This window comes from Pyxidicoccus caerfyrddinensis (assembly GCF_010894405.1).
GTDB lineage: Bacteria > Myxococcota > Myxococcia > Myxococcales > Myxococcaceae > Myxococcus > Myxococcus caerfyrddinensis.
Genome location: NZ_JAAIYA010000005.1, coordinates 57,716 through 79,666 on the forward strand (window position 1 = coordinate 57,716; position 21,951 = coordinate 79,666).

Annotated in this window: 18 protein-coding genes and 1 pseudogene; 6 read left to right on the top strand and 13 right to left on the bottom strand. The window is 70.3% G+C overall.

Translation table 11 applies throughout. The annotated features are described in order from the left end of the window. Positions 1-25: 25 nt before the first annotated feature. The 4 genes from G4D86_RS13125 to G4D86_RS13140 all read right to left on the bottom strand — a co-directional run bounded on the left by G4D86_RS13125 (position 26) and on the right by G4D86_RS13140 (position 5,264). Entirely contained in the window at positions 26-1,030 is a 1,005-nt protein-coding gene (locus G4D86_RS13125; RefSeq protein WP_163993348.1) for an alpha/beta fold hydrolase, read from the bottom strand. A gap of 79 nt (positions 1,031-1,109) precedes the next feature. Continuing rightward, a complete protein-coding gene (locus G4D86_RS13130) occupies positions 1,110-2,345 on the bottom strand; it encodes an MFS transporter (protein ID WP_163993350.1) in 1,236 nt (411 codons plus the stop codon). Between the two features lie 270 nt (positions 2,346-2,615). Then, positions 2,616-4,610, bottom strand: a complete 1,995-nt coding sequence (locus G4D86_RS13135) for a CapA family protein (RefSeq protein ID WP_163993352.1) — start codon at positions 4,608-4,610, stop codon at positions 2,616-2,618. Between the two features lie 147 nt (positions 4,611-4,757). Beyond that, a complete protein-coding gene (locus tag G4D86_RS13140; RefSeq protein WP_163993354.1) occupies positions 4,758-5,264 on the bottom strand; it encodes a DoxX family protein in 507 nt (168 codons plus the stop codon). A gap of 229 nt (positions 5,265-5,493) precedes the next feature. Between G4D86_RS13140 and G4D86_RS13145 the strand changes: the two genes are divergently transcribed. Next, positions 5,494-6,408, top strand: a complete 915-nt coding sequence (locus tag G4D86_RS13145) for a hypothetical protein (RefSeq protein ID WP_163993356.1) — start codon at positions 5,494-5,496, stop codon at positions 6,406-6,408. A gap of 6 nt (positions 6,409-6,414) precedes the next feature. Here the strand turns inward: G4D86_RS13145 and G4D86_RS13150 are convergent, their stop codons facing one another. Together G4D86_RS13150 and G4D86_RS13155 are read right to left on the bottom strand one after the other, a co-directional pair. Beyond that, positions 6,415-7,209 carry a tRNA1(Val) (adenine(37)-N6)-methyltransferase gene (locus G4D86_RS13150; protein ID WP_163993358.1) on the bottom strand — a complete coding sequence of 265 codons (795 nt, stop codon included), beginning with the start codon at positions 7,207-7,209 and terminating at the stop codon, positions 6,415-6,417. A gap of 65 nt (positions 7,210-7,274) precedes the next feature. Beyond that, positions 7,275-7,412, bottom strand: a pseudogene (locus G4D86_RS13155) (AHH domain-containing protein); the annotation flags it as partial. Between the two features lie 266 nt (positions 7,413-7,678). Here G4D86_RS13155 and G4D86_RS13160 point away from each other — a divergent pair. Together G4D86_RS13160 and G4D86_RS13165 are read left to right on the top strand one after the other, a co-directional pair. Next, positions 7,679-8,020 carry a helix-turn-helix domain-containing protein gene (locus G4D86_RS13160; protein WP_163993362.1) on the top strand — a complete coding sequence of 114 codons (342 nt, stop codon included), beginning with the start codon at positions 7,679-7,681 and terminating at the stop codon, positions 8,018-8,020. Further along, positions 8,007-9,254: a type II toxin-antitoxin system HipA family toxin gene (locus tag G4D86_RS13165; RefSeq protein ID WP_240360221.1), complete on the top strand. Its 1,248-nt coding sequence runs from the start codon at positions 8,007-8,009 to the stop codon at positions 9,252-9,254. Before G4D86_RS13160 ends, G4D86_RS13165 begins: the two co-directional genes overlap by 14 nt. A 51-nt stretch (positions 9,255-9,305) precedes the next feature. Here the strand turns inward: G4D86_RS13165 and G4D86_RS13170 are convergent, their stop codons facing one another. The 3 genes from G4D86_RS13170 to G4D86_RS13180 all read right to left on the bottom strand — a co-directional run bounded on the left by G4D86_RS13170 (position 9,306) and on the right by G4D86_RS13180 (position 14,129). Beyond that, positions 9,306-11,114, bottom strand: coding sequence for an extracellular catalytic domain type 1 short-chain-length polyhydroxyalkanoate depolymerase (locus G4D86_RS13170; RefSeq protein ID WP_240360222.1), 1,809 nt, complete (start codon positions 11,112-11,114; stop codon positions 9,306-9,308). A 387-nt stretch (positions 11,115-11,501) separates the two neighbouring features. Continuing rightward, positions 11,502-12,467: a glutathione synthase gene (gene gshB, locus G4D86_RS13175; protein ID WP_163993366.1), complete on the bottom strand. Its 966-nt coding sequence runs from the start codon at positions 12,465-12,467 to the stop codon at positions 11,502-11,504. A 75-nt stretch (positions 12,468-12,542) separates the two neighbouring features. Beyond that, positions 12,543-14,129, bottom strand: coding sequence for a serine/threonine protein kinase (locus G4D86_RS13180; RefSeq protein ID WP_240360260.1), 1,587 nt, complete (start codon positions 14,127-14,129; stop codon positions 12,543-12,545). 475 nt (positions 14,130-14,604) lie between these two features. On the opposite strand from G4D86_RS13180, the gene G4D86_RS13185 reads away from it, so the two are divergent. Both G4D86_RS13185 and G4D86_RS13190 read left to right on the top strand, forming a co-directional pair. After that, complete coding sequence (locus G4D86_RS13185; protein ID WP_163993371.1) at positions 14,605-15,417, top strand: tetratricopeptide repeat protein; 813 nt, start codon at positions 14,605-14,607, stop codon at positions 15,415-15,417. After that, entirely contained in the window at positions 15,414-16,331 is a 918-nt protein-coding gene (locus tag G4D86_RS13190; protein WP_163993373.1) for a hypothetical protein, read from the top strand. Before G4D86_RS13185 ends, G4D86_RS13190 begins: the two co-directional genes overlap by 4 nt. 34 nt (positions 16,332-16,365) lie before the next feature. Here the strand turns inward: G4D86_RS13190 and G4D86_RS13195 are convergent, their stop codons facing one another. The 3 genes from G4D86_RS13195 to G4D86_RS13205 form a co-directional block, all read right to left on the bottom strand. Then, positions 16,366-16,662, bottom strand: coding sequence for a hypothetical protein (locus G4D86_RS13195; RefSeq protein ID WP_163993374.1), 297 nt, complete (start codon positions 16,660-16,662; stop codon positions 16,366-16,368). A gap of 28 nt (positions 16,663-16,690) precedes the next feature. After that, positions 16,691-16,981, bottom strand: coding sequence for a hypothetical protein (locus G4D86_RS13200; protein WP_240360223.1), 291 nt, complete (start codon positions 16,979-16,981; stop codon positions 16,691-16,693). Positions 16,982-17,199: 218 nt separating this feature from the next. After that, the gene (locus G4D86_RS13205; RefSeq protein ID WP_163993376.1) at positions 17,200-18,297 is read right to left on the bottom strand and encodes a hypothetical protein; all 1,098 of its coding nucleotides are present in this window, start codon (positions 18,295-18,297) and stop codon (positions 17,200-17,202) included. Between the two features lie 182 nt (positions 18,298-18,479). Here G4D86_RS13205 and G4D86_RS13210 point away from each other — a divergent pair, with 182 nt between their 5' ends. Next, the gene (locus G4D86_RS13210; RefSeq protein WP_163993378.1) at positions 18,480-20,657 is read left to right on the top strand and encodes a tenascin-X; all 2,178 of its coding nucleotides are present in this window, start codon (positions 18,480-18,482) and stop codon (positions 20,655-20,657) included. Positions 20,658-20,693: 36 nt separating this feature from the next. Here the strand turns inward: G4D86_RS13210 and G4D86_RS13215 are convergent, their stop codons facing one another. After that, complete coding sequence (locus G4D86_RS13215) at positions 20,694-21,890, bottom strand: tetratricopeptide repeat protein (protein WP_163993380.1); 1,197 nt, start codon at positions 21,888-21,890, stop codon at positions 20,694-20,696. Positions 21,891-21,951: the final 61 nt, after the last annotated feature.

Here is a 21,951-nt window from a genome sequence, read left to right on the forward strand (position 1 = left end):
CACAGCCCTCAGGGCAGGCAGGCGTTCACTTCCCGAGGAAGCCGAGCAGCGCGGAGTGAAACTTCTCCGGCGCCTCGAAGTGGGGGATGTGGCCCACGCCGGGAAGCTCCGTCAGCGTCGCGTTGGGGATGGCCTTCGCCACCGCCTTGCCGAGTTGAGGGTACTGGCCCAGCGTCGCGGCGACATCGGCGGGCACCTTGCCGCGGCCGATATAGGTGCGGTCCTCCTGGCCGATGACGAGCAGGGTGCGCGGCTTCACGAGGGGGAACTCGTGGGAGACGGGCTGCTCGTAGATCATCTGCGACGTGGCGGCGGCGACCCAGGCGAGGCGCGGGTACTCACCGCTCTGGAGCTGCCGGGCGAAGATTTGAACCCAGACGTCGTACTCGGGCTTCCACTTCACGTAGTACGTCTGGTGGTACTTGCGAGTGCCCTCCTCGGTGGCCTGGAGCTGCTCGCGGTAGTAGGCCTCGGTGGACTGCCAGGGGACCTTCTCGCGGTAGTCCTCGAGACCGATGGGGTTCTCCAGCACGAGGTGCGTGGTGGTCTCCGGGTACATGAGGGCGAAGCGCGTGGCGACCATGCCGCCCATGGAGTGGCCGACAACGGCGGTCTCCTTGATGCCGAGCGTGTCGAGCAGCTTCTTCGTCAGTGAGGCGAGGGTGTGGAAGCTGTAGTGGATGTCCGGCTTGGAGGAGCGGCCGAAGCCCAGCTGGTCCGGGACGACGACGCGGTAGCCGGCGGCGGTGAGGGCGCGGATGGTGCCCTCCCAGTACGCGCCGAAGAAGTTCTTCCCGTGGAGCAGGATGACGGTGCGCCCGTTGGCGCGGCCCGTGGGCTTCACGTCCATGTACGCCATGCGCAGGTCCTGGCCCTCCAGCGTGACGGGGAGGAACTGCACGGGGAACGGGGAGGGGAGTCCTTCGAGTGCAATGCCGAGCGGCTCGGCGACACGGCGCTCCTGCGCGAGGGCGGGCGCGGTGGTCAACAGCAGGGCCGCGAGGACCAGGACGGGGGGACGCGTGAGCATGGCCCGGGTGTAACGCGAGGAGCCGAGGCCCGCACGTGTCGGTCGGCCCGCGTGTCCAGCGGTGGACCGCGCGGGCCGTCTACGTGCTGGCGTTGTCGAAGCTGCGCGGCCGCATGAAGCGCAGCGTCAGCACGAGCGCGAGGAACAGGACGCTGGAGCTCACCATGACGAAGCGAAGGCCCACGCGGTCCGCCAGCGCGCCCAGCCCCCACACGCCCGCCGCGTACCCGCCACCGAGCACCATGCTGTAGATGCTGCTCATCCGCGCCTGCAGCTCGCGCGGCACGCGGGACTGACAGTACGAGTTCAACCCCGTCATCATCATCATGTAGCTGGCGCCGAGCAGGACGATGCCCACCGCCGCCACGTGCAGCGTCGGGGACAGCCAGTACAGCGCCGACACCGCGCCAATCGCGAGCGAGATGATTCCCAGCAGCCGCCGCTGTCCCAGCGTGTCCACCAGCGTGCCCACCACCAGCGCCGCCGTCACCGCGCCCGCGCCCTGGCAGGAGACGAGCATCGACGTGGCCCCAGCGCCCTGACCGAACTCGCGGATGGCGAACACCGGCACCAGGCCGATGAAGGGCGCCACCAGGCCCGCGACGAGCAGCGTGCCCCACAGCATCAGCGAGATGTCCGGGTCCGCCCGCACCACCGAGAAGCCGTGCGCAATCTGCTTCCACAGATTCTGCGCCACCTTGCCCATGTCCCGCGGCGGCATCCGCACGCGAGACAGCGCCACCAGCACCGCGAGGAAGGACAGGGTGTTGATGAGCAGCGCCCAGGACGCGCCCCCCGTCGCCAGCACGAGCCCCGCCAGCGCCGGGCCGATGATGCGCCCCAGGTTGTACTGCGCCGAGTTGAGGCTCACCGCGCTGTGCAAGTCGCGCGGAGGCACCAGCTCCGCGAGCATCGCGGAGAAGGCCGGGCTGATGAGCGTGCTCGCGCAGCCGTTGAGCAGCGAGACGACACCCACCGCGTGCACGCTGAGCTGGTGCGTGAAGGCCAGCAGCGTCAGCACCCCCGCGAGCAGCAGCTGCACCACCGTGCCCAGCGCCACGTACGCGCGCCGGTCGAACCGGTCCGCGAGCGCACCGCCCAGGGGCGACAGAATCACCGAGGGCAGGAAGGTGAGGGCGGCGATGCCGCCGGTCCACTCGGCGCGGCCCGTCTCCTGCGTGACGTACACGCCCATGGCGACGGCTTCCATCCAGGTGCCGATGGTGGAGACCAGCGCGCCCAGCCAGACAGCGAAGTAGCCGGGGTGGTCGAAGGCGCGAAGCGAGGAGAGACGTGGCAGTCGGAGTGCGCGCACGGCGAACATCCTTGTATCGCACGGAGACCACGCGCGCCCTCATGACTCGCGTCATGCTTTGAGCCGCAATCACGCGTCCGGCAGAGGGGCCAGCAGCCGGGCTTCACCGTGCATCGGGAGACCGCACACGGACGGCGCAGGCGGCCCGGACGTGACAGGTCTCTCGCGGTACACGCGGAATCTGTGCCGAAGGAAACCGGCGCACCCGTGGGCACGGGTGCGCGGAGGTCGGGAAGGCTCGGCGTCAGCGCGTGCGGACGCGGCCCGGTATCAGCGTGCGCTGACGGGGCCCTTGCCCGCGGGCTTCACGGTGCCGTCCTCGGAGATGCGCGCGCCCGTGTCGGGGAAGTCCTCGGAGGTGAGGCCGCGGACGAGGGGGATGACGGCGCCCGCCGGGTCCGGCTGGGCAATGCCCTCGCCCACCTGCTTCGTGGGGAGGATGCGGGCGGACTCGAAGCGGCCGTCGCCGTGGAGCTCCACCTCCAGCACCATGCCCAGCCCCTGCGCGCCCGACAGGGTGAAGCGGCCGTAGGTGGCGAAGTTCCCCAGCGAGTAGGCGATGAGCCGGCCCTTGTAGAACTCCATGCCGCGCACCACGTGCGGGCCGTGGCCGATGACCAGGTGCGCGCCCGCGTCCACCACCGCGCGGGTGAAGGTGCGTAGGTCACCGCGGTCCTCGCCGAAGAACATCTCGCGCCCGTCCGGCACGTGGAGCGCCTTGCTGCCCTCGGCGCCGCCGTGGAAGGAGACGATGACGAGGTCATGCTCCGCCGCGGCCGCGCTCACCAGCGCCGTGGCCGTGGCCAGGTTGTTGAGGTGGTTGCACGAGGGCGACGTGTGGAAGGCCACCACGCCGATGCGCAGCCCGTTGCGCTCCACCGTGGCCACCGAGCCCGGCGGGCCGCTCCAGGGAATGCCCAGCGCGTCGAGCGTGGACTCCGTCTCGCGGCGGCACAGCTCGCCGAAGTCGCCGGAGTGGTTGTTCGCGGTGGAGGCCACATCCACACCGGCCTCCTTGAGGACCTGCCCATATGCAGTAGGCGAGCGGAACGCGTAGCAGTTGCCCTTGGAGCGGCACTTGGTCGTCTTGCCGCCGTCGCACAGCGGGCCCTCGAGGTTGACGAAGGTGAGGTCCGCGTCCTCGAGCAGCGGGCGCACGCCGGTGATGACGCTGGCGGGGCTCTCGGGGGGCAGGTGGCCTTCGGGCACGGTGGTGCCGAGCATGACGTCACCCACGGCGCGGATGCGCACCTTCGCGCCCGGAGGCGGGGGAGGGCGGTTGCTGGCCTGCGGCGCGCGGGAGAGCTTCTCCTGGAGGGCGGCCTGGCCCTGCGCCTGCGCGAGCGCGGTCTCCAGGTCCGCGTGGTCAGGGTCCAGCTTCTTCACCTCGGTCCACTGCGCGAGCGCATCCGTCCAGCGGCCCTCCACCTGGTACGCCCAGCCCAGCTCCCAGCGGCAGTCCACGCGCGAGGGCGCGGCCTCCACGCAGGCAGACAGCTCGGTGATGGCGGTGCGCGTGTCCTTCGCCTGGAGCGCCGCGAGGCCGCGGGAGTAGCTCGCGTCCACGTCGACCACGGGGGGAGCGGTGGGGGGCGTGCGCAGGGCCACGGCGGCGGCGCGCACGGCACTGACCGCGGCCTCGGCGGCGACGCGGCCGACGTCGGAGACGATGGCGTCGGGAGTCGGCGGTGCGGACTCCGGCGCGGCGGCGGGGGGTGTCGTCTCCTGAGGCGCGGCGACGGTACCCGCCGCGTGAATCACGCTCGCGGTGTCACTCGCCGTGCCCGCGGCCACGACGACGGCATCCGTGCCGAGCGCGGCGGGACGCAGGCTCACCGCGGCCTCACGCGTCGCACCGAACGCTGCTCCCGCGAGGATGTTGGCTTGGGCATCGCGAACCGCGGCCTTCACGGACGCACTGCCCGCGAGCACGGCGGCACTGGCGATGCGAGCCCGAGCGACATCCATCACCGCGGCCTTCACGGACCTGTCGCCCGCGAGCGAGGCGGCGGCCACCGTGCCCTCGGAGTCGGAGCTGTTCTGGAGCGCCGCGCGCACGGACGCGGTACCCGCGGCGGTGATGGCCGGCTTCGAAGCAGCGTCCTCTCGGAGCGCGGCTTTCACGGATGCGGTGCCCGCGGTGGAGAGCAGCTCGGCGGTGCGCGCCTGTGCTGTGGAGAAGTTGTGGATGGAAGCGGGCTCGCGCGCCGAGGGAGCACCCGGCGTGGTGGCGAGCGCCAGCATCAGGAAGACGGACGAGGGCATGGCCCGCGCATCTTACGGGCCGTCCGGGCGTCCGGGGGCGATTGGCATGCGCTCGCCCCATCGGCAGCCGGGCAGGCGACACACACCCCATCAGTCAGGGTGATGGGGTGTGCGGCACCGGGCAGGCATACCAGCGGTTGAGACGGCTCAGCCGAGCAGGTCCAGCAGCAGCGAGCGGCTCCGCTGGCGCGGCAGCAGGCGCAGGCGGCGCAACTCCTTGCGCTTCACCTTGCGCTCCAGGGCGCTGTGCACGGAGAGCTGACCGGGCCCGCGCAGCAGCAGCCCGAGCGCGATGGAGCACAGCGCGAGGTTGAACTCGAAGCCGCCCTTGGTGTTGTCGAAGCCCTTGGACCCGTGGACCTTGGCGATGGCGAACGCCTGGGTGACGAGCACGCCCAGCGCGGCGGGCCGGGTGGCAAAGCCGAGGATGGCGCTCACGCCCGCAATCAACTCGGTGATGCCCGTGGCCAGCACCAGGGGCCGGGCCGGCTTGAGGCCGACCTGCTCGAAGAAGCCCGCGGTCTGCTCCGTCCCCTCCTTGCGGAGCTTGCTCAGCCCGTGCACCACCATCGTCGTCCCGAGCGACAGGCGCGGTGGCAGCAGGGCCGCTGACTTCAGGATGCTCGGTTGCTCGGTCAGGGATGCCACGTTCATTCCCACTCCTCCTTGAGGCGGCCTGAGGCCAGTCCGGAAACCTGGGTACGTTGGGGTCGGTCGCTCCCCATGGCACCCGGAGTCACTCCCTCCTCACTCGCCGAGCAGGCGGGCCGGCGTGGTTGCTCGCGAGCCAACGCAGGCCGCGCCCATGCCGAGGGCACCTCCGAGGAGACGCGCATCCGGAGTGACTCGACCCGGGTGCGGACTGGCGCGAGACTCCTTCGCCATGTCCCTGCGTTGGCCGTTCCTGTTGCTGTTGCTGTCCGTCCCGGCTCTCGCGCAGGACGGTGTCGCCGTCCGGGTGCGCTGTCCGGAGAAGTGCACCGTGGTGCTCGATGGGAAGCACGGGCGGCGGGTGATGGACTCGACGTGGGAGTTCGATGGCATCGCGCCAGGCACGCGGCGCGTGGAGACCACGGGCATGTTGGGCCGTCCGCTCGCCAGCGGGTTCGCGGACATCCCGGACGTGGCGGAGGCGGAGGTCTTCATCGCGAGCAACAAGCGCATCGTGGTGGAGCGGGGCAGCACCAGCCCGCCCGGCACACCGGCATGGGCGGAAGGGAAGGGCGCGAGGCCGCGAGAGAAGGTCGGAGCGGGAGAGAAGAGCGTGGCCATCGTGAGGTGTCCCGAGGACTGCACGGTGCTGCTCGACGGACGCCGGGGTCTGGGACGGGATGGCCGCACGTGGGAGTTCAAGGACGTGGAGCCGGGACGCCGGCGCGTGGAGGCGAATGCCGCCTTGTTGAACCGGCGGCTCTTCGTCGGCTACGTGGACATGCCCGCGGGCGCCAGGGCGACCTTCTACGGGGACTCGAAGGGGAACCTGAGGCTCACGGAGGACCGGAGCCTGGAAGCGGCGGGGCAGGCTCGCAGCGGAGGGGAGTCACACCTCAACGTGCGCTGCCAGAAGCCGTGCACGGTGTCGCTCGACGGAGCGCGGCGCGGTGCGAGCAACGCGACGAGCGTGGTCATCCGTGACGTGGAGGCCGGAGCGCATGACCTGGAGGTGGTCTTCACGGTGGGGAAGAGCCGCAGGCGCACCGCGCTCGACGTGAGTGCGGGCAGCGAGCTGTTCATCACCGCTTCGGAGGGTGATGGGTTCCAGGTGACGAACACGAAGCCGCTGGCGCGCGCTCCGTAGCGCGGCTCAATCGCCAGTGTCGCCAGAGAGGGGAGACACCCGTTCCGCGAGCGGTGGGTCCATCAGCGCGGCCACCTCCGTGGAGTAGCCACCCGGTGCCTCACCGTGAACGATGAGCGGCGGGCGCACGACGAGTCCCCTGTCACGGTCTCTCAGGGCCTGCACCAGGAAGCGGGTGGCCGGTGAGCCCACGCGCGAGTGCACGAAGCGCAGCACGGAGGGGTACAGCTTCGCCTGGGTCAGCAGTCCGAGGACTTCGGCCACGCGTGAGGCGGGGTACACGAGGCTCACGGTGCCTCCGGGTGTCAGCGCATAGCGGGCCGCTGCGACCACGTCGCTTGCGTCACAGGCGACCTCGGACTTGGACACGGCGCGCTCGTCGTCGGGACTGCGGACTCCCGCGTTGGCCATGCGGAACGGTGGATTGGACACGACGTGCGCGTAGTGCCCGCCGGGCACGAGCTCACGGATGCGCCGCAGGTCACCCAGCAGGGGCTTCACGCGAGTCTCGCAGTCGTTGAGCACCACGGCCCGCTGCAGCCGCGCGTGTACCGCGGGCTGTAGCTCCAGCGCATCCACGGGGCCGAGGTTGAATTGTTTCACGAGCAGGAAGGACACCACGCCACTGCCCGCGCCCAGCTCCAGGATGGGCCTTGGAGCGCCTGTGTTTTCGCTCGCCGCGAAGTGAGCGAGGAGTACGGCGTCCAGCGTGAAGCGGTAACCGTTCCGGCGTTGAAGCACCCGCACCCCCGCCGTGCCGATGGAGTCGAGTGTCTCGTCCGGAGCGGTGGGTTCAGTCATGCGCAGGAGCGAGCCTATACCTCGATGAACTTCATGCCGGTGGCACCGGTGCGCTCCAGAGCATCCTCGACGGAACCACCCGAAGTCCGTGGCATGTGCTCCAGAGGCCGGCCGTTGCCCGTATCCAGCCGCACCACTCGCGGGCTCGCGCAGCCCACCGCCAACGGAATCAGCAGCAGGGCCCACCAGCGTCTCGCCACCACGCGTGCCTCCCCGGGCTCGACAGGCCCACGGTCAAACACGGCACGACAGCACTGGCGGAACCACACGGTCGATGGTGGAGAACCGCACTTCCTCCAGGACGCCTATCGCGGACCCAGCCGGTCTCGTCGAAAGGCGCTTCGCCAGGCGGCACCAGAGCAGGCACCCCTGTCCCGGGAGCAGCCAACCAGGCACCAACAGCTGGGTAATTCACACAACTTGGTGCAATAAAGCGCCTCTAGAGCCATTTTACAGCCAATAGATTGAAATGCCCCGACAGAATCTCACCCCTGACGTGACGCCCGTTTGCGTGGTGCGCGCCATCACGCGGCTGGGCCAGAACATCGCGCGGGCGCGGATCCGACGTGGCTTGAGGCAGGTAGACCTCGCGAAGAAGACGGGGCTCGCCCTGGGAACCCTCAAGCGCATCGAGGGGGGCAGCCCCACCACCGCGCTCAGCGCCTACTTCACGGTGCTCTGGGCCCTGGGGCTCGAGCACGAGTTCGAGAACCTCGCTTCGCCAGACCGCGACGAGGAGGGAAAGACGCTGGAGCTGGCACGTCAGCCCAAGCGCGTACGTCCCAAGGATGACCTCGATGCCGACTTCTGACGACTCCAGCTGCTACGTGTACATCCAGCTCCCGGAGTCCATGGAGGTCCTCACCTGCGGGCGCTTCGTGCAGCAGGGCGACGTGGGCCGCTTCGTCTACGGGAAGAGCTACCTGTCCAACCCTCGCGCGGTCGAGCTGCAGAAGTTCGAGCTCCCCTTGCGTCCTGGCACCTTCGAGACTGCGAGGCTCGGCGGCATCTTCGGCGCCTTGCGAGACTCCTCACCCGACGCATGGGGACGCAGGGTCATCGAGCGCCAGCTGGGACGTGTCGACCTGACCGAAGTCGACTTCCTCCTCCACTCACCCGAGGACCGGGCGGGTGCGCTGTCCTTTGGACGCAGCACCACACCGCCCGCACCCGTCCATCAGTTCAACAAGGTGCTCCAGCTGGGCCCTCTGCTCCAGGAAGTCGAACGAATCGAGCAGGCCCTGCCCACCTCCGCGCAGCAGGTCAGCGACCTGGTGAACCCTGGCAGCTCCATGGGAGGTGCACGTCCGAAGAACGTCGTTGAGGACGAGGAAGGCTTATGGGTCGCCAAGTTCCCGTCCCGTAGCGACCGCTGGAACAACGCAGCGGTCGAAGGCGGCATGCTGAAGCTCGCCAGCGAGTGCGGCCTGCGCGCGGCCTTCAGCAAGCGCGTCCACGTCGCGGGCCAGGATGTGCTCCTGGTCCGCCGGTTCGACCGGAGACGCGTCGACGAAGGCTACCTGCGGCACCGCATGGTCAGTGCGCTGACGGTCCTCCGCGCCGACGAGAATCCGCAGGACCGCTCGAAGTGGTCGTACATCCTGCTGGGAGATGAGCTGAAGCGCTGGGTGCGCAACCCGGATGAGGACCTGCGAGAGCTGTTCTCACGCATGGTGTTCAACGCGCTCATCTCGAACATCGACGACCATCCCCGAAACCATGCGCTCATCGCCGCGGGCACGGAGTGGAGCCTCTCGCCCGCCTACGACCTCACGCCGATGCCACAGGCCAGCACCGAGCGCGACCTGGCGATGGAGGTGGGCAGCGCGCAGAACCGGCGCGCCAACCGCCAGAACCTCTTGAGCGAGTGCGGCCGCTTCCGCCTGTCGAGAGAAGCTGCCACCCACCTCATCGACACAATGAAGACCCTCGTCTCGGCCCGCTGGCGTGACGTCGTGAGGGAGTGCGGCGGCACCGAGGCCGACGTGAAGGCCATCGAACGCGCGTTCAACTACGAAGGGTTCGAGTACGGCTCGGCTCCATGAACCAGGACGGCAGGCCGGACCACCACTCCGGCCCACCGTCCCCAAATCACCCTACGGCGTGTACACCACGGTCAGCGTGGCGCCCGTGCCGTCCTTGACGAACAGGTACTGCGTCGCCGTCTGATTCCCGCTGAAGCCCAGCCGCAGCTGCGTCTTCCCCGTGAGATTGATGGCGGAGCGCCCGGCGCTGCTGAAGTCTCCCGAGGCCTTCGTGCCCGCCGTGAAGCTGCCGATGCTCGCCACACCACTGGCGGTGGCGGCCGAAGCCCAGTCCGCCGTCTCCGTGGCCGCCGCGTTGAACGTGCCGTTCTTCACGTCGATGAGCAGCGTGTTCCCCGCCGGCGTGGACCACGGGTCACCCGAGCCGGACGAGTACGTCACCGTCAGGTACACACGGCTGACCGTCGCCGTGTCCGGAATGCTCGACGTGTCGAAGGACATGAACGAGCGGTTGTACTTCCCGTCCGTCCCGCGCCCCAGCGCCAGGCCCGTGAGCGTCCCCAGCGCCGGTGCGCTGCCGTCCGCGTTCGCCTTGATGTAGCCGTCATCCGCGGTGACACTCGTGAAGCTCACCGTCACGGGCGTCGGCGTGCCGCTGTTGCTCACGGTGACGCTCGTGTCGCTGTCCGTGGCCTGGTTCCCCGCCGCATCGAACGCCCGGGCTCCCAGCGTGTGCGTCCCATTCGAGACACCCGTGCTGTCCCACGCGAAGTCATACGGCGCCACCGTGTCCGTGGACACCGTGCTCCCGTCCACCAGGAACTCCACCCGCGCCACGCCCACCGCGTCCGAGGCGCTCGCCGTCACCGTGACGGTGCCGCTCACCGTGGCCCCATTGGCCGGCGCCGTCACGTTCACCGTGGGCGGCGTGGTGTCTCCCGTCGAGCCGCCCCCCGTGAGCCCGAAGAACTGGGCCTGGTAGTAGACGGCGCAGATATTCACGTCGAGCAGGTACGCGCCCGCGGTGCCGCACACCGTGGAGCTGCCCGGGAAGCTGTACTGCGGGTCCACGGGCACGCCGTGCCCCATGCCCGTCATCTCCCACGTCTCCACCTTCGCGTTACCCGCGCCGTCCCGGTACACCTTGTGCGGGAAGTTGCTCACCGTCTCGGTGGTGTCCGCCGTCTGGTCGATGCCGTGGACGTTGGTCCACTGCTCCATCGCCTCGGTGAGGTTCATCGGCTTCACCGTGAAGTCGCTCGTCCCGTGCCAGATGGAGACACGCGGCCACTCGCCCGTGTTCGAGTACGCGCCGCGCACCAGGTCACCCCAGGCGGCGGGCGTCTTGTCCACGCCCGGGCTCATGCAGTTGAAGCCCGCGGTCATCGTCAGCGCGCACTTGTACGGGCCGCCCGAGTTGATGGCGCCCGCGGAGAAGACGTCCGGGTAGGTGGCCAGCAGCGCCGGTGCCATGTACCCGCCGCCCGAGAAGCCGCTGAGGTACACGCGCGACGCGTCGATGGAGTACGCGGCCTTCATCGCGTCCACCATCTGCTTGATGGAGAGCACCTCGCCCTGACCGCGGGTGATGTCGCCGGGCTCGAACCAGTTGAAGCAGCTGCTCGCGTTGTTGCCGCTCTGCTGCTGCGGGTAGACGACGTAGAACTTGTAGAGGTTCGCCGCCGCCGTCCAGCCCGAGTTCTCCATGGCGGCGACCGTCTGCGTACAGCCGTGCATCACCACCACCAGCGGCGCGTTCGCGGGCACCCCCGTCGGCACGTGGCGGTACATCAACAGATTGCCCGGGTTGGTGCCGAAGCCCGTCACCTGCGTCAGTGAGCTCTCGACTTCCCGCACGACCTCGGGCGCGGCCTCGCGCGGGGATGCTTCTTCGGGGGAACCACAACCAACGGCACTCATGAGCAGGAGCGCCGCGAGGCGCAAACCGGGGAACCTCGAGCACGACGGAGCACGGCGGGGGTGTTGCGTGTGCATGGTGCCTCCCGGGCCGCCAGTGGGGGGAGAGCGGCGGCCGAGGAGCGAGACCTGACTCCCTCGACTCTCGTGTATTCAAGGCGCGACGCGTCGCCGGACGCATGAAACATGAACCAATATTCAATTCACCGAGCCATGCCCGTCCATGGCGCGTTGCGTCGGTAGCTGGGGTGAAAGCTGAACCACCCTTCAGCTCGCGGCACGGATGGGCAGAGGAGAGGGCACCCTCCGTGCTCACCTGGCTCTCCAGAAACACGAAGGGCCCGGAGCAGCGACTCCAGGCCCTCGGGCGCTGCACCCAGGACGGCGCGGCTACCGCGCGTTGCGCTGGGCGGCCAGTCGCTCGGCCACGTCCAGCACCTTCGCCTCCACGCAGACACCGTCCAGCTGGTTGGCTTCGTAGATGCCCGTGGGGCTCGTGACGTTCACCTCGGTGAGGTAGTCCCCGAGCACGTCGATGCCCACCAGCAGCAGCCCACGGCGGCGCAGCTCGGGCTTCAGCCGCTCGCAGATTTCCAGGTCCCGCGCCGTGAGCATGGCCTTCCGGGGCACCCCTCCAGCGGCCATGTTGCCCCGGTGGTCGTCCTCGGAGGGCACGCGCAGCACGCCGCCCACGGGCTCGCCGTCCACCAGGAGGATGCGCTTGTCGCCCAGGCGGCTCTCCGGGATGTACGCCTGTGCCACCACGGCCTCGCGGCCTCCCATCGTGAGCAACTCCACCGCCGAGCGCGCGTTCCGGTCCGTGGGCGTCAGGAAGAGGATGCCCTTGCCGCCGAAGCCGTCGATGGGCTTGAGGATGGTGCCCTGCGCGTTGTGCGCGATGAAGTCCAGCAGCACCGGCAGCTCGCGGGTGATGCGCGTGTCCGGCATCAGGTCCGGGTAGCGCAGCGCGAAGAGCTTCTCGTTGGCGTCACGGATGCCCGCGGGGCTGTTGATGAAGGCAGGCGCGCGGTCTCCACACAGCTCCACCAACTGCGTGGCGTGGAGAAACTCCGCGTCCACCGGCGGGTCCTTGCGCATGAACAACACGTCCAGCGTGGACAGGGGGTGCGCGGCGTCGTCGAGCACGTCGAAGTGCCGGCCCTGCTCGGCGCGCACGGTGACGTGGCGCATGCGGGCCTCGGCGCAGGTGCCGTTGAAGCGCAGCCAGCCCTGCTCGAAGTAGCGCACCTGGTGGCCGCGCTTCTGCGCCTCCAGCATCAGCTGGAACGTGGAGTCGTGGTTCACCCGCACCGTCTCGAGCGGGTCCATCAGGAAGCCAATGGTGAGCGCGGCCATGCTGTCCGGGGTGGAGGTTGGGGCCGCGAAGATAGCGGAGCGCGCCCCCGAGTGCCCCTCATTCGCGGGGACTGTTCACCCTTCGGGAATCTCCGCGAGCTTCAGGCGCAGCGGGAGCTTCTGCCCCGCCAGGATGGGCACGGCCAGCACGCGCTTCTTCTTGTCCGGGCCGATGACGAACAGCGTGTGGTCGCCCGCCGGCAACACCACGTTGAACAGGGGCGTGCGGCCGAGCTTCTTCTTGCCGCGGTACACGTCCGCGTCCGGTGTCACCACCAGCGTCAGCTTTCCCTTGCCCCGCGCCGAGGGCTCGGTCGTCCGCTCCGTCTTCGTGCCCTTGTCCTCACGCACCGGCGGCGGAGGCTCCACCTGCGCCACCACCGTCCCCGCGTCCGGCACCGGTGTGCCCGGCTCGCGGAAGACGGGGAGCCGCGGGTCCACGAAGGTGCGCGGCTCCGGCACGGGCTCCACCGTCGCGTTGAGCACCTGCGACAGGCGCCACGCGGCGAAGCCTCCACCCACGACGATGCCCACCAGCAGCAGTCCCCACAGCGCGTTGGACAGCCGGGAGGACTGGCTCTCCGTCTTCGCCGTATCGGCCACGGCGGACTGCTTCCCCGTCGCCCGCACGCGGCGCGACGGCTTGCGCGGCACCGCGGCGACACCGCTCTGGGGCGTGGAGTCGTCCACCCGCTCCGGCAGGTACGGCCCGTCATCCCCGCGAAGCGCGCGCTTCGCCTTGTCCACCATGGAGGTGCTCGCCGTGCCCTCCGCGCTCTCCAGCAGCGCGCGCGTGGCCGCCATCCGCTCGGCGAACAGCTCCTTCATCATCGACGCCCGGTGGTCCGAGTCCATCAGCAGCCGTCCCGCGGCCGCTTCAATCGCCCGGGCCATGTCGCGGCCGTTGAGGAAGCGCTTCTCCCGGCTGCGCTCCAGCGCCTGCATCACCACCTTGGACACGCCCTCCGGCACGTGCGGCGACACGTGCGAGGGCCAGGGGATGGGCGCCTCGAGAATCTTCACCATCTCGTCGCGCTCGTCCTTGCCGGCGAACAGGCGCGCCCCGGTGATGAGCTCGTGCATCATCACCCCCACCGAGAACAAGTCGCTGCGGCCGTCCAGCTTGTCGCCGCGCACCTGCTCGGGGGACATGTACCCGGTGGTGCCCTTCACTGTGCCCGCGCTGGTGCGCTCCAGGCTGCCCTTCGCCTTGGCGATGCCGAAGTCGAGCAGCTTCACCACGCCGTCGTACGTCACCATGACGTTCTTCTGCGCGACGTCGCGGTGGATGACGGGGCTGGCCTCTCCCGAGGGCGCGGTGAAGGTGTGCGCGTAGTGCAGCGCCATGCAGACGTCGCGCGCCACCGACAGCGTGAAGCCGATGGGCATCGCCTCCTTGCGGCGCAGGCAGGCCCCGGTGATTTGGTTCAGGTTCTGCCCGGCGATGAACTCCATGGCCAGGTAGAGGCCGTCGTCCTCCTGCCCCAGGTCGAACACCTGCGCGATGTTGGGGTGGTTGAAGGCCGCGGTGATGCGCGCCTCGTCGAGGAACATGCGCTCGAACTGCGCGTTGTCCCGCACGTCCGGGAGGATGCGCTTGATGACCACGTACTTGCGGAAGCCACCCGGACCCGAGGTGAAACCGAGGAACAACTCGGCCATGCCACCCACGGACAGCTGGGTGACGACCTCGTACTTTCCGATGCGCTCGCCCCGATACAAGTCGATGCGGAAACCCTCCACCAGCGCCCCGCTCCCGGGGACCCTCACCGTTACGGACGATAACAGGCTTGTAGGGGGCGGACGTCCCGTGAGAATCCGCCGGCACGCCCGGTGGGCCCCGCATCCACGCATTGCCTGTGGATGGCCTGTGGACAGTGGGGGTGGGGTTGTGGAGAAGCGGGGGCGTGGATCAACACCTGTGGGAGCCCGGGGGAAACCTCCAGTTTACCCACATGTAGCAGCGCGCGAATTCCTGAGTCATCTCGCGAGCTTGCTGACTTGTCCCCAAGTCTGGGGTCCCTGCTTCTACTACCGTTAGATCAATACCTCTATGAACCTATAGAAGAAGCAGTCGGCGGGTGGGGACAATGCCCCCTGTGGATGCGGTGAGACAGGGCTGTAGAGTGCCAGGCCGGTGCGTGCCCTCATCCTTCCGCTCTGGCTGTGCGCGGCTTCGGCCTGGGGCGCGGAGCCTCCGCTGACGCGGGCCGAGCAGGCCTTCGACGCGTTGGAGTTCGATGCCGCCGCCGAGGCCTACCAGGAGGCCCTGGCTGCCCCTGGGAGCCGCGCGGAGCGGCTGAAGGCATGGGAGGGGCTGGCACTGGCCCGCGCCTTCATGGGGCAGCCCCAGGAGGCCCAGGCGGCCTTCGAGGTGTTGCTGGTGCTGGACCCGGACGCGCGGGTGCAGGCGTCGCTGGGGCCGAAGATTCGCGCTCCGTATGAGGCGGCACGCAAGGCGCTCGACGGCCAGCGGCCCGTACTGACGGTGACGCGCGCGAAGGATGGGCGGGTGGTGGCGACGCTGGAGCAGCCCCGGCCGGTGGCGGTGGAGCTGCTCGTGGCGGTGCGGCAGCCGGGCGCGGCGGGCTTCAGCGCGGCGGTGGGGAAGCCGCCCGGGCCGGTGGCGGTGAAGGCGGCTCCGGAGCGCGCGGTGGAGGCCTATGCCATGGCACGTGACAGCGGCGGTGCCGTGCTGTTCGAGCAGGGCAGCATGCGGGCGCCGCTGCGGTTCGATGCCCCGGCGGCACCTCCGCCAGCGGTAGCAGCGGCGCTCGACGTGGCACCTCCGGGAGTGGAGGAGCAGGTGGAGGAGGGGCGTCCGGTCTGGCCCTTCGTGGTGGGCGGCGTGGGACTCGCGGCGGCCGCGGGCGTGGTGCTGGGCGTGGTGCTCAGCCGGCCAGAGTCGCTCGCACTGCCTCCGGCGGACCGGACGGAGCAACTGCCATGAATGGGTGCGGCACGGCTTCGCGAGCCCTCTCCTCAATATGGGTCTCACGGCTGCTCGCCCTCGCCGTGCTGTTGGTGCTGAGCGCGTGCGAGGAGACCCCGACGCTGGTGGCACCGGACCTGTGCGCGAGCGTGTCCTGCCCGGGCGGACAGACGTGCGTGGAGGGCAGATGCCTCGCCACCACGTGCCGGGGCCTGGCCTGCGGCGCGGGCCAGGTGTGCGAGCAGGGCGCGTGCGTGGAGCCCGCGTGTCTCGGCGTGACGTGCCAGCCCGGCGAGCGGTGCCGGCAGGGTGCCTGTGGCCGGGTGGGCTGCGGCTCCGGCGTGGCGTGCTTCCCGACGGAGCGCTGCGTGGACTCGGCATGCGCGTATGACACTTGTCTCGGTGTTGCATGTCCGCAGTCCACGGTGTGCCGGCCGGGCGGCGTGTGCCGGAGTGTCGCGTGCACCGGCGGCTTCGACTGCGAGCCCGACGAGCGCTGCGGCAGTGACGGCCGCTGCGTGCCGGCCTCCGGCTGCGCGGCGGTGCTCTGCCCGTCCCAGCAGGTGTGCCGTGACGGCATGTGCTCGGCGCTGGGCTGCTCCACCGACCCGGACTGCGGCGCGGGCGAGACGTGCCGCGGCGGCACCTGCCTGCCCGTCACCGATGCATGCTCCACCGTGCCCGCGTGCCCCTCCGGCCAGGTGTGCCGCACGGGCGCATGCCAGGAGGTGACGTGCGGAGTGGGGCGGCCGTGCCAGGGACTCGAAGGCTGCCGCTCCGGACGCTGCGAGGGCCCCGTGCGCCATGAGGCCCAGGGTGTGGCACCGGCCGGCGCCGTGCTGCCGTCGGGACGTGGCAGTGTGGGCGGCGGCATCGGCGGAGGGCCGATGCGCGGACCCACGCACACGCTCTATCCCGGCGTCGTTCCCTAGCGGCAGCGTGAGTCGCCGCGGCGCGAGTCGCCGCTCAGGCAAGCGCGGCGCGCAGGCGCTCCAGCAATCGGGGCAGCTTGTGCAGCAGCTCGCGGTCCATGTTCTCCAGCGCGCCGCGGAGGATGGCGAGGTCATCCGCCTCGCGCTCCGCGTGCACCATGCGCTGGAGCCCTCGCAGGCGCTGGTTGCGGAGCACCAGGCTGTCCAGCGTGTCCTCCAGCTCCTCGGACAGTTGTGGGTGCAGCTCGAGGTCGCGGCCGATCAGCTCTCGGAGCTGCTCCACCAGGTACGTCAGGTCCCAGGATTCTTCGTATCCAGCCCGGCGTGACATCTAAAGCAACCCGTCGCGTGCCACCGGCTCAAGCCAGTGCGCGGGCGCGGACGAGCCCGGCGAGGGTGAGGCGCGAGCGCGCAGGGTCCAACTCCACGCTCACCTGGCAGCCCGCCAGGTCCAGCCGCAGCGTGTAGGGCGCCGAGGAAGGCAGCAGGTTCCGTTCCTGGTGTGCAAGTGCGGCCATGCGGAACAGCTCGGCGAGCAGCTCCTGCCGGGCCTCCGGCGGCAAGCCATCCACCGTGGCCTGCAGTCCACGTGGGATGAGCACGGTGAAAGCCTGCGACGACGTGCCAGCAGAGGATTCGGCGGAGATCATGCCCCGCCCCGGTTGCCAGAACCGTACCCCCGTGCAGCCGAACCATTCCGGGCGGTTGCGGAGGCTCGACACGGACCCACCTGAAAAAATCACTGGTACATCCAGGCACAGCCCTGAACTCTTTGAAGTCCCCGCTGTGGCTCCAGGTGGGAGCGCCTCGTCCGCACTTCTCGCGTGGAGCCTGTCTCGTGGTGCGCGCGGGCCTGCCCTGGAGGGCGTCAGGGGATACGGCAGCAGATGGCGTAGGCGGTAGGCGCTGGCACACCTGTCGTGCTGTTGCGGCACCTGTAGCCCGGGCCGCCCGTGGAGACGGCGCCGCTGTCCAGCGTGACTCCCACGGGCATGAAGCTCACGCCGCCGGGGCCCTCCAGGTTGCCGCAGCCGCCTCCGTTGAGCTGCTCGCCAGAGGCACACCACGCGACGGACGCCTGGCTGTCCCCCGAGTCATTGCCCGCAGCCTGGCGGTACGTGCACGCCAGCACGGGCTTCGCGTGCGAGTGGTCCGCGCGCGCGGAGCTGCGCAAGGTGCCGTTGTTACCGCCAGCGGTGGCGAAGGTGACGCTCACGGTGGGCGGGGTGCCGGTGCTGACGGACAAGCCGTCCCCGAAGGTGGGGGCCGGCGTGTCGAGCTTCGCCTTGTCCGCGGCGGACATGAAGCCCGCGGCGGTCGTCGTGGCCGAGGCGTGGGCATGGTCCCAACGGGCGACGGTGCGCGAGGTGCCGTTGTTCCCGCCAGAGGTGGTGAAGGCGACGCGCACGTTGAGCGGCGTGCCGCTGGCGGCGAGGCCGTCGCCGTAGGTGGGCGCGGGCTCGTCCAGCTTCGCCTTGTCGGCGGCGGACAGGAAGCCGTCCGAGGTAGGCGTGGCGGCGGGGTGGTCGTGGTTGGCGTTGGCGAAGGTGGTGGCGGTGCGGCCGTCGAGGAGGTGGCTCTCCTGCGCGCGCAGGGCGAAGGGCACGGAGGCCATCTGCAGGCGCGGGGTGAGCTCCGACTGGCCGGTGAGGGCGACGCCGAGGAAGAGCGAGCTGCCCTCCGTCAGCTCGTAGCGCAGCGGCTGCACGGAGCCGAGCACCACCGCGTAGTAGCCATTCGTCACCTGGACGGAGGGCAGGCGCTCCTGCCACAGGGGCGAGCCGCCGGCAGGCGTGGCGTAGAGGGAGAAGGTGAGGTCCTGCGGCGTGTTCTCCGGCGTGCCGTCCGCGCGCACGAGGCGACCCTGGAAGGCCAGGGTGCGCGGCACGTCCTCCGCGGCGCGGGAGGCGGGCGCGGCGAGCAGGACGAGCAGGGCGAGCACGAAGGCGGAGCGAAGGGCGGACATGGAGACGGCTCCAGGTGGGAGGCGCTGCCCAGTCTACAGGGTGCACCGTTCAGCAGCCGAAACGCATGTCGTCGTGGGAGGGCGGCGGAGGGCGGCTGGCCGACAGCGGGGGCGCTTCCGGGGTGCCCCCCTCGCATCCTTCCCTCGCGAGGGTTATATGCGACCTCTCCGGGGAGGCACCCATGGCGCGCGCGATGAGAGCAGGCGGGGTGGGGCGGACGGTCATCCTGCTGGCGGTGGTGCTCGGGGCGGGCCTGGCCTGCCGGGAGAAGCCATTGGTCGGCGCCGTGGGGCGGCTGCGGCTGTCCCAGGAGCGCGTGGAGTTTCCCGCCGCGTACCCCGGCACCACACGTGATGCCGAGGTGCGGGTGGTGAATGGCGGCCGCGCGCCGCTGGACGTCACCTGGACGGAGGTGACGGGGCCCTTCTCGCTGAGGGACGTGCTGCCCGTGCGCGTGGAGGCGGGCGAGGTGCCGGTGCGCCTGCGCTTCTCGCCCTCGGTGGCGGGCACGTACGAAGTCACGGTGACGGGCACGGCTTCCGACGGCGGCCGCGTGGACCTGGTGCTCGTGGCCGAGGCGAAGCCGATTCCCGACTGCTTCACACCGGTGACATGCACCACGGCCACCTTCGATGTGAACACCGAGCAGTGCGTGGAGACGGTGCTGCCGGACGGCACCGCGTGCGACCCGGGCAATGCGTGCCTCACCGATGCCACCTGCCAGGCGGGCCGGTGCAAGGGCAGCGAGCGCAAGTGCGACGATGGCAATGCCTGCACCACGGACGTGTGCCACGCGCTGGATGGCTGCCAGACGGTGCCGGCGCCTCCGTGTCCGGGGGAGGGGAAGTGCAGGGTGGGCACGTGCGACCCGGTGAAGGGCTGCGGCCTGGCGCCCGCGCCGGATGGCACCTTCTGCGGCTCGGCGCGCGGGTGTGATGCCGCGGACGTGTGCGTGGAGGGCCGGTGCGCGCGCAGGGATTTGCCGGACGGCTTCGTGTGCGCGAGCGCCAGCCCGTGCCAGGGCGAGGGCCGCTGCAACGGCCCGGTGTGCGAGCGCCCCGAAGGGATACAGCTGGCGGCGGACTGGAGCTACGACGCGCGGGCCGACGGTCAGGCTCTGCACGACATGCTGGTGGGGCCCGAGGGCGACGTGACGCTGTCGGGCTTCTACGCCGCGCCGCTGCTGGACGCCGCGGGCGACAGGCCGGTGCGCTCTTCCGATGCGGCGCGGCGCTGCATGCTGTGGAACGACCGGCTCTTGTGCATGGACCTGCCGCAGGACGGCACGGTGTCGCTGCTGGAGCGCTCCACGGGTGCGCCGCGGTGGACCTTCACGCTGGCCCAGGCGCGGCCGGACTTCGCGCAGAAGACGCTGACGCTCTTCCTGGCGCGGCTGGCGGTGATGGCGCCGGACCGGCTGGCCGCCCTCTTCGAGGCGTACCCCGCCGGGCAGGCTCGCGACACGCTGTGCCGCATGTACTTCCTGGTGGTGCTGGATGCCTTCGGCCGCATGGTGTCCGCGCAGGAGCTGACGGACCCGCTGCTCGACGAGTGCAACCACCCGCACCCCTTCGGCCTCGCGTCGGACGTGGTGGGGGACCTGTACGTGGCCTTCTCCAAGACGACGAACGTGGGGGCGCCGCTGCAGCCGGGGGCGCCCACGTTGATGATGGCGTTCTCCTCGGATGGGGTGCCGCGCTGGAAGAAGCTGGAGCCCTTCCGTGCCGGTGAGCTGGCGGTGGTGAACGGGCTGCTGATGCCCGAGCACGGCACGCAGGCACTGAGCGCGGTGGACGGCACGCCGCTGGGCTCCATTCCCCAGGAGTTCGGCCGTCTGGTGGCCACGCGCGAAGTGGTGGTGCCGAGCGCGCCGGGCACCTCGCTGAACCCCGGCGGTGGAGCCGCCACCGTGACGGAGCTGAAGGGCTACGGGCTGTCGTCGCTGGGGCCGGTGTGGACGTACACGCTGAAGGCGGGGCAGAGCCTGGGCACCAAGGAGCTGCGGCTGGCCACGTGGCCGGTGGGTGAGGGCCTGCCGCCGGACACGCTGGTGCTCACCACCGCGGTGGGCAACAACCAGCGACTGTTGGTGGGCGTGAATGCGAAGGACGGGAGCGAGGCGTTCCAGTGCCCGCTCGCGTACACGCCGCGCACGGTGCCGCAGCTGCTGGAGCTGGCACCGGGGGCGCTGATGCTGATGGAGGGTGCCTCCACCTGCGGCGAGTGCGACCCGCCGTTCGCCTACAGCCAGGCGCGCTTCCTGCGCTTCTCCATGCCCGGGCTGCTGCCTGCGAACGAGCCGTGGCCGGGCACCTTCGGCGGACCGGGGCACGGCCACCACGAGAACCGGGTGCGCTGAAGAGGGAGGCCGGGGTGCCTCCCTCCGGGGTGAAGCTCAGCCCAGCGTCTTGATGAGGCGCTCCGCCTGCTCGCGGAGCTCCTTCTCGCCGGCGGGGGCCTTCTTGAGCACGTCGCGGGCCAGTGCCTGCGCCTTGGCCTTGTCACCCCTGCGCGCGGTGACGAGGGCCAGGTTGAGCAGCGGCTCCGCGCGTGAGGGTGCGCGGCGGAGTGCCTCCTCGAGAATCTCCGCGGCGGCGGTGAGGCGCTCGTCGGCGTTGCCCTCCTCCCAGCGCATCAGGAGGTTGCCCAGGTTGTTGGCGCAGGCCCAGTCGTTCGGGTCCAGGTCCATCGCCTCGCGCCATGCCGATACCGCGCCCTCGATGTCGGGCGGCTCCATGGACTCCAGCACCATGGCCTCGATGGACTTCGTCTGCGCCGTGGACAGCCCGCGATGCGCGAGGCTCCGGCACACGTCCAGCGCCTCCTGGCGGTGCCCGGTGGCCATCATCATCCGCGCCAGGTTGCCCTGCATCGACGCGTCGTCGGGGAACTGCACGGCCAGGCGCTTGGCGAGGCTGTACGACTCGGACACGTTGCCGCGCGCCGCGAGCACCGCGCCCAGCTGGTTGAGCAGCTCCGGGTGGTCCGGAATCAGCTTCAGGCCCTGGCGCAGCAGGTTCTCCGCCGTCTCCATCTCGCCCAATTGCTGCAGCACCACGCTCCAGATGACGTAGGTGGGCGGGTGGAGGGGGTTGAGCTCCAGCGCCTTCTCCAGCTGCGGCAGCGCGAGCTTCAGCTCCTCCAGCGCGAACAGGATGCGCGCGAGGTGGAAGCGGTACGCGGCGACCTCCGGCTCCAGCTCCACGGCCCTCTGCAGCGACTTGCGGGCACCCGGGAAGTCCTCCTCGGCAGCGAGCAGGAAGCCAAGGCCGAAGTGCGCCTCGGCGCGCGGGTTCTGCGTCGACTCGAGGATGACCTGCGTGTAGAGGGCGCGAGCGCCGTCCAGGTCGCCCTTCTCCGAGGCCAGCGCGGCCCGCACCAGGCGCGAGTCCGTGTCCTCCACGCCGTCCTTCGTGGCGCGGTTGAGGAGCTCCTCGGCGCGCGCCCAGTCGCCGTCCACCGACGCCAGCTTCGCGAGCGTCAGCAGCGCGTCACGGTGATTCTTGTTCGTGGAGAGGACGCTCTCCGCGCGCGCCCGGGCCTTGTCGACCTCGCCGGCCTTCAACAGCGCCTGCATGCTCGTGATGGTCATGGCGGGAGAGTATGCCAGGGGAGGGGGTGGCCCTGAAAACAGAGGGCGCGAGGCCCGTGGT

Bases quoted from the DNA above. Each gene is read 5' to 3' on its own strand.
- G4D86_RS13165 (WP_240360221.1), top strand. From the start codon at position 8,007: ATGCCGACTTCTGACGACTCCAGCTGCTACGTGTACATCCAGCTCCCG.
- G4D86_RS13195 (WP_163993374.1), bottom strand. From the start codon at position 16,662: ATGTCACGCCGGGCTGGATACGAAGAATCCTGGGACCTGACGTACCTG.
- G4D86_RS13135 (WP_163993352.1), bottom strand. From the start codon at position 4,610: ATGCCCTCGTCCGTCTTCCTGATGCTGGCGCTCGCCACCACGCCGGGT.
- G4D86_RS13125 (WP_163993348.1), bottom strand. From the start codon at position 1,030: ATGCTCACGCGTCCCCCCGTCCTGGTCCTCGCGGCCCTGCTGTTGACC.
- G4D86_RS13190 (WP_163993373.1), top strand. From the start codon at position 15,414: ATGAATGGGTGCGGCACGGCTTCGCGAGCCCTCTCCTCAATATGGGTC.
- G4D86_RS13160 (WP_163993362.1), top strand. From the start codon at position 7,679: ATGCCCCGACAGAATCTCACCCCTGACGTGACGCCCGTTTGCGTGGTG.
- G4D86_RS13150 (WP_163993358.1), bottom strand. From the start codon at position 7,209: ATGACTGAACCCACCGCTCCGGACGAGACACTCGACTCCATCGGCACG.
- G4D86_RS13180 (WP_240360260.1), bottom strand. From the start codon at position 14,129: ATGGCCGAGTTGTTCCTCGGTTTCACCTCGGGTCCGGGTGGCTTCCGC.
- gshB (WP_163993366.1), bottom strand. From the start codon at position 12,467: ATGGCCGCGCTCACCATTGGCTTCCTGATGGACCCGCTCGAGACGGTG.
- G4D86_RS13200 (WP_240360223.1), bottom strand. From the start codon at position 16,981: ATGATCTCCGCCGAATCCTCTGCTGGCACGTCGTCGCAGGCTTTCACC.
- G4D86_RS13215 (WP_163993380.1), bottom strand. From the start codon at position 21,890: ATGACCATCACGAGCATGCAGGCGCTGTTGAAGGCCGGCGAGGTCGAC.
- G4D86_RS13210 (WP_163993378.1), top strand. From the start codon at position 18,480: ATGGCGCGCGCGATGAGAGCAGGCGGGGTGGGGCGGACGGTCATCCTG.
- G4D86_RS13145 (WP_163993356.1), top strand. From the start codon at position 5,494: ATGTCCCTGCGTTGGCCGTTCCTGTTGCTGTTGCTGTCCGTCCCGGCT.
- G4D86_RS13170 (WP_240360222.1), bottom strand. From the start codon at position 11,114: ATGAGTGCCGTTGGTTGTGGTTCCCCCGAAGAAGCATCCCCGCGCGAG.
- G4D86_RS13140 (WP_163993354.1), bottom strand. From the start codon at position 5,264: ATGAACGTGGCATCCCTGACCGAGCAACCGAGCATCCTGAAGTCAGCG.
- G4D86_RS13205 (WP_163993376.1), bottom strand. From the start codon at position 18,297: ATGTCCGCCCTTCGCTCCGCCTTCGTGCTCGCCCTGCTCGTCCTGCTC.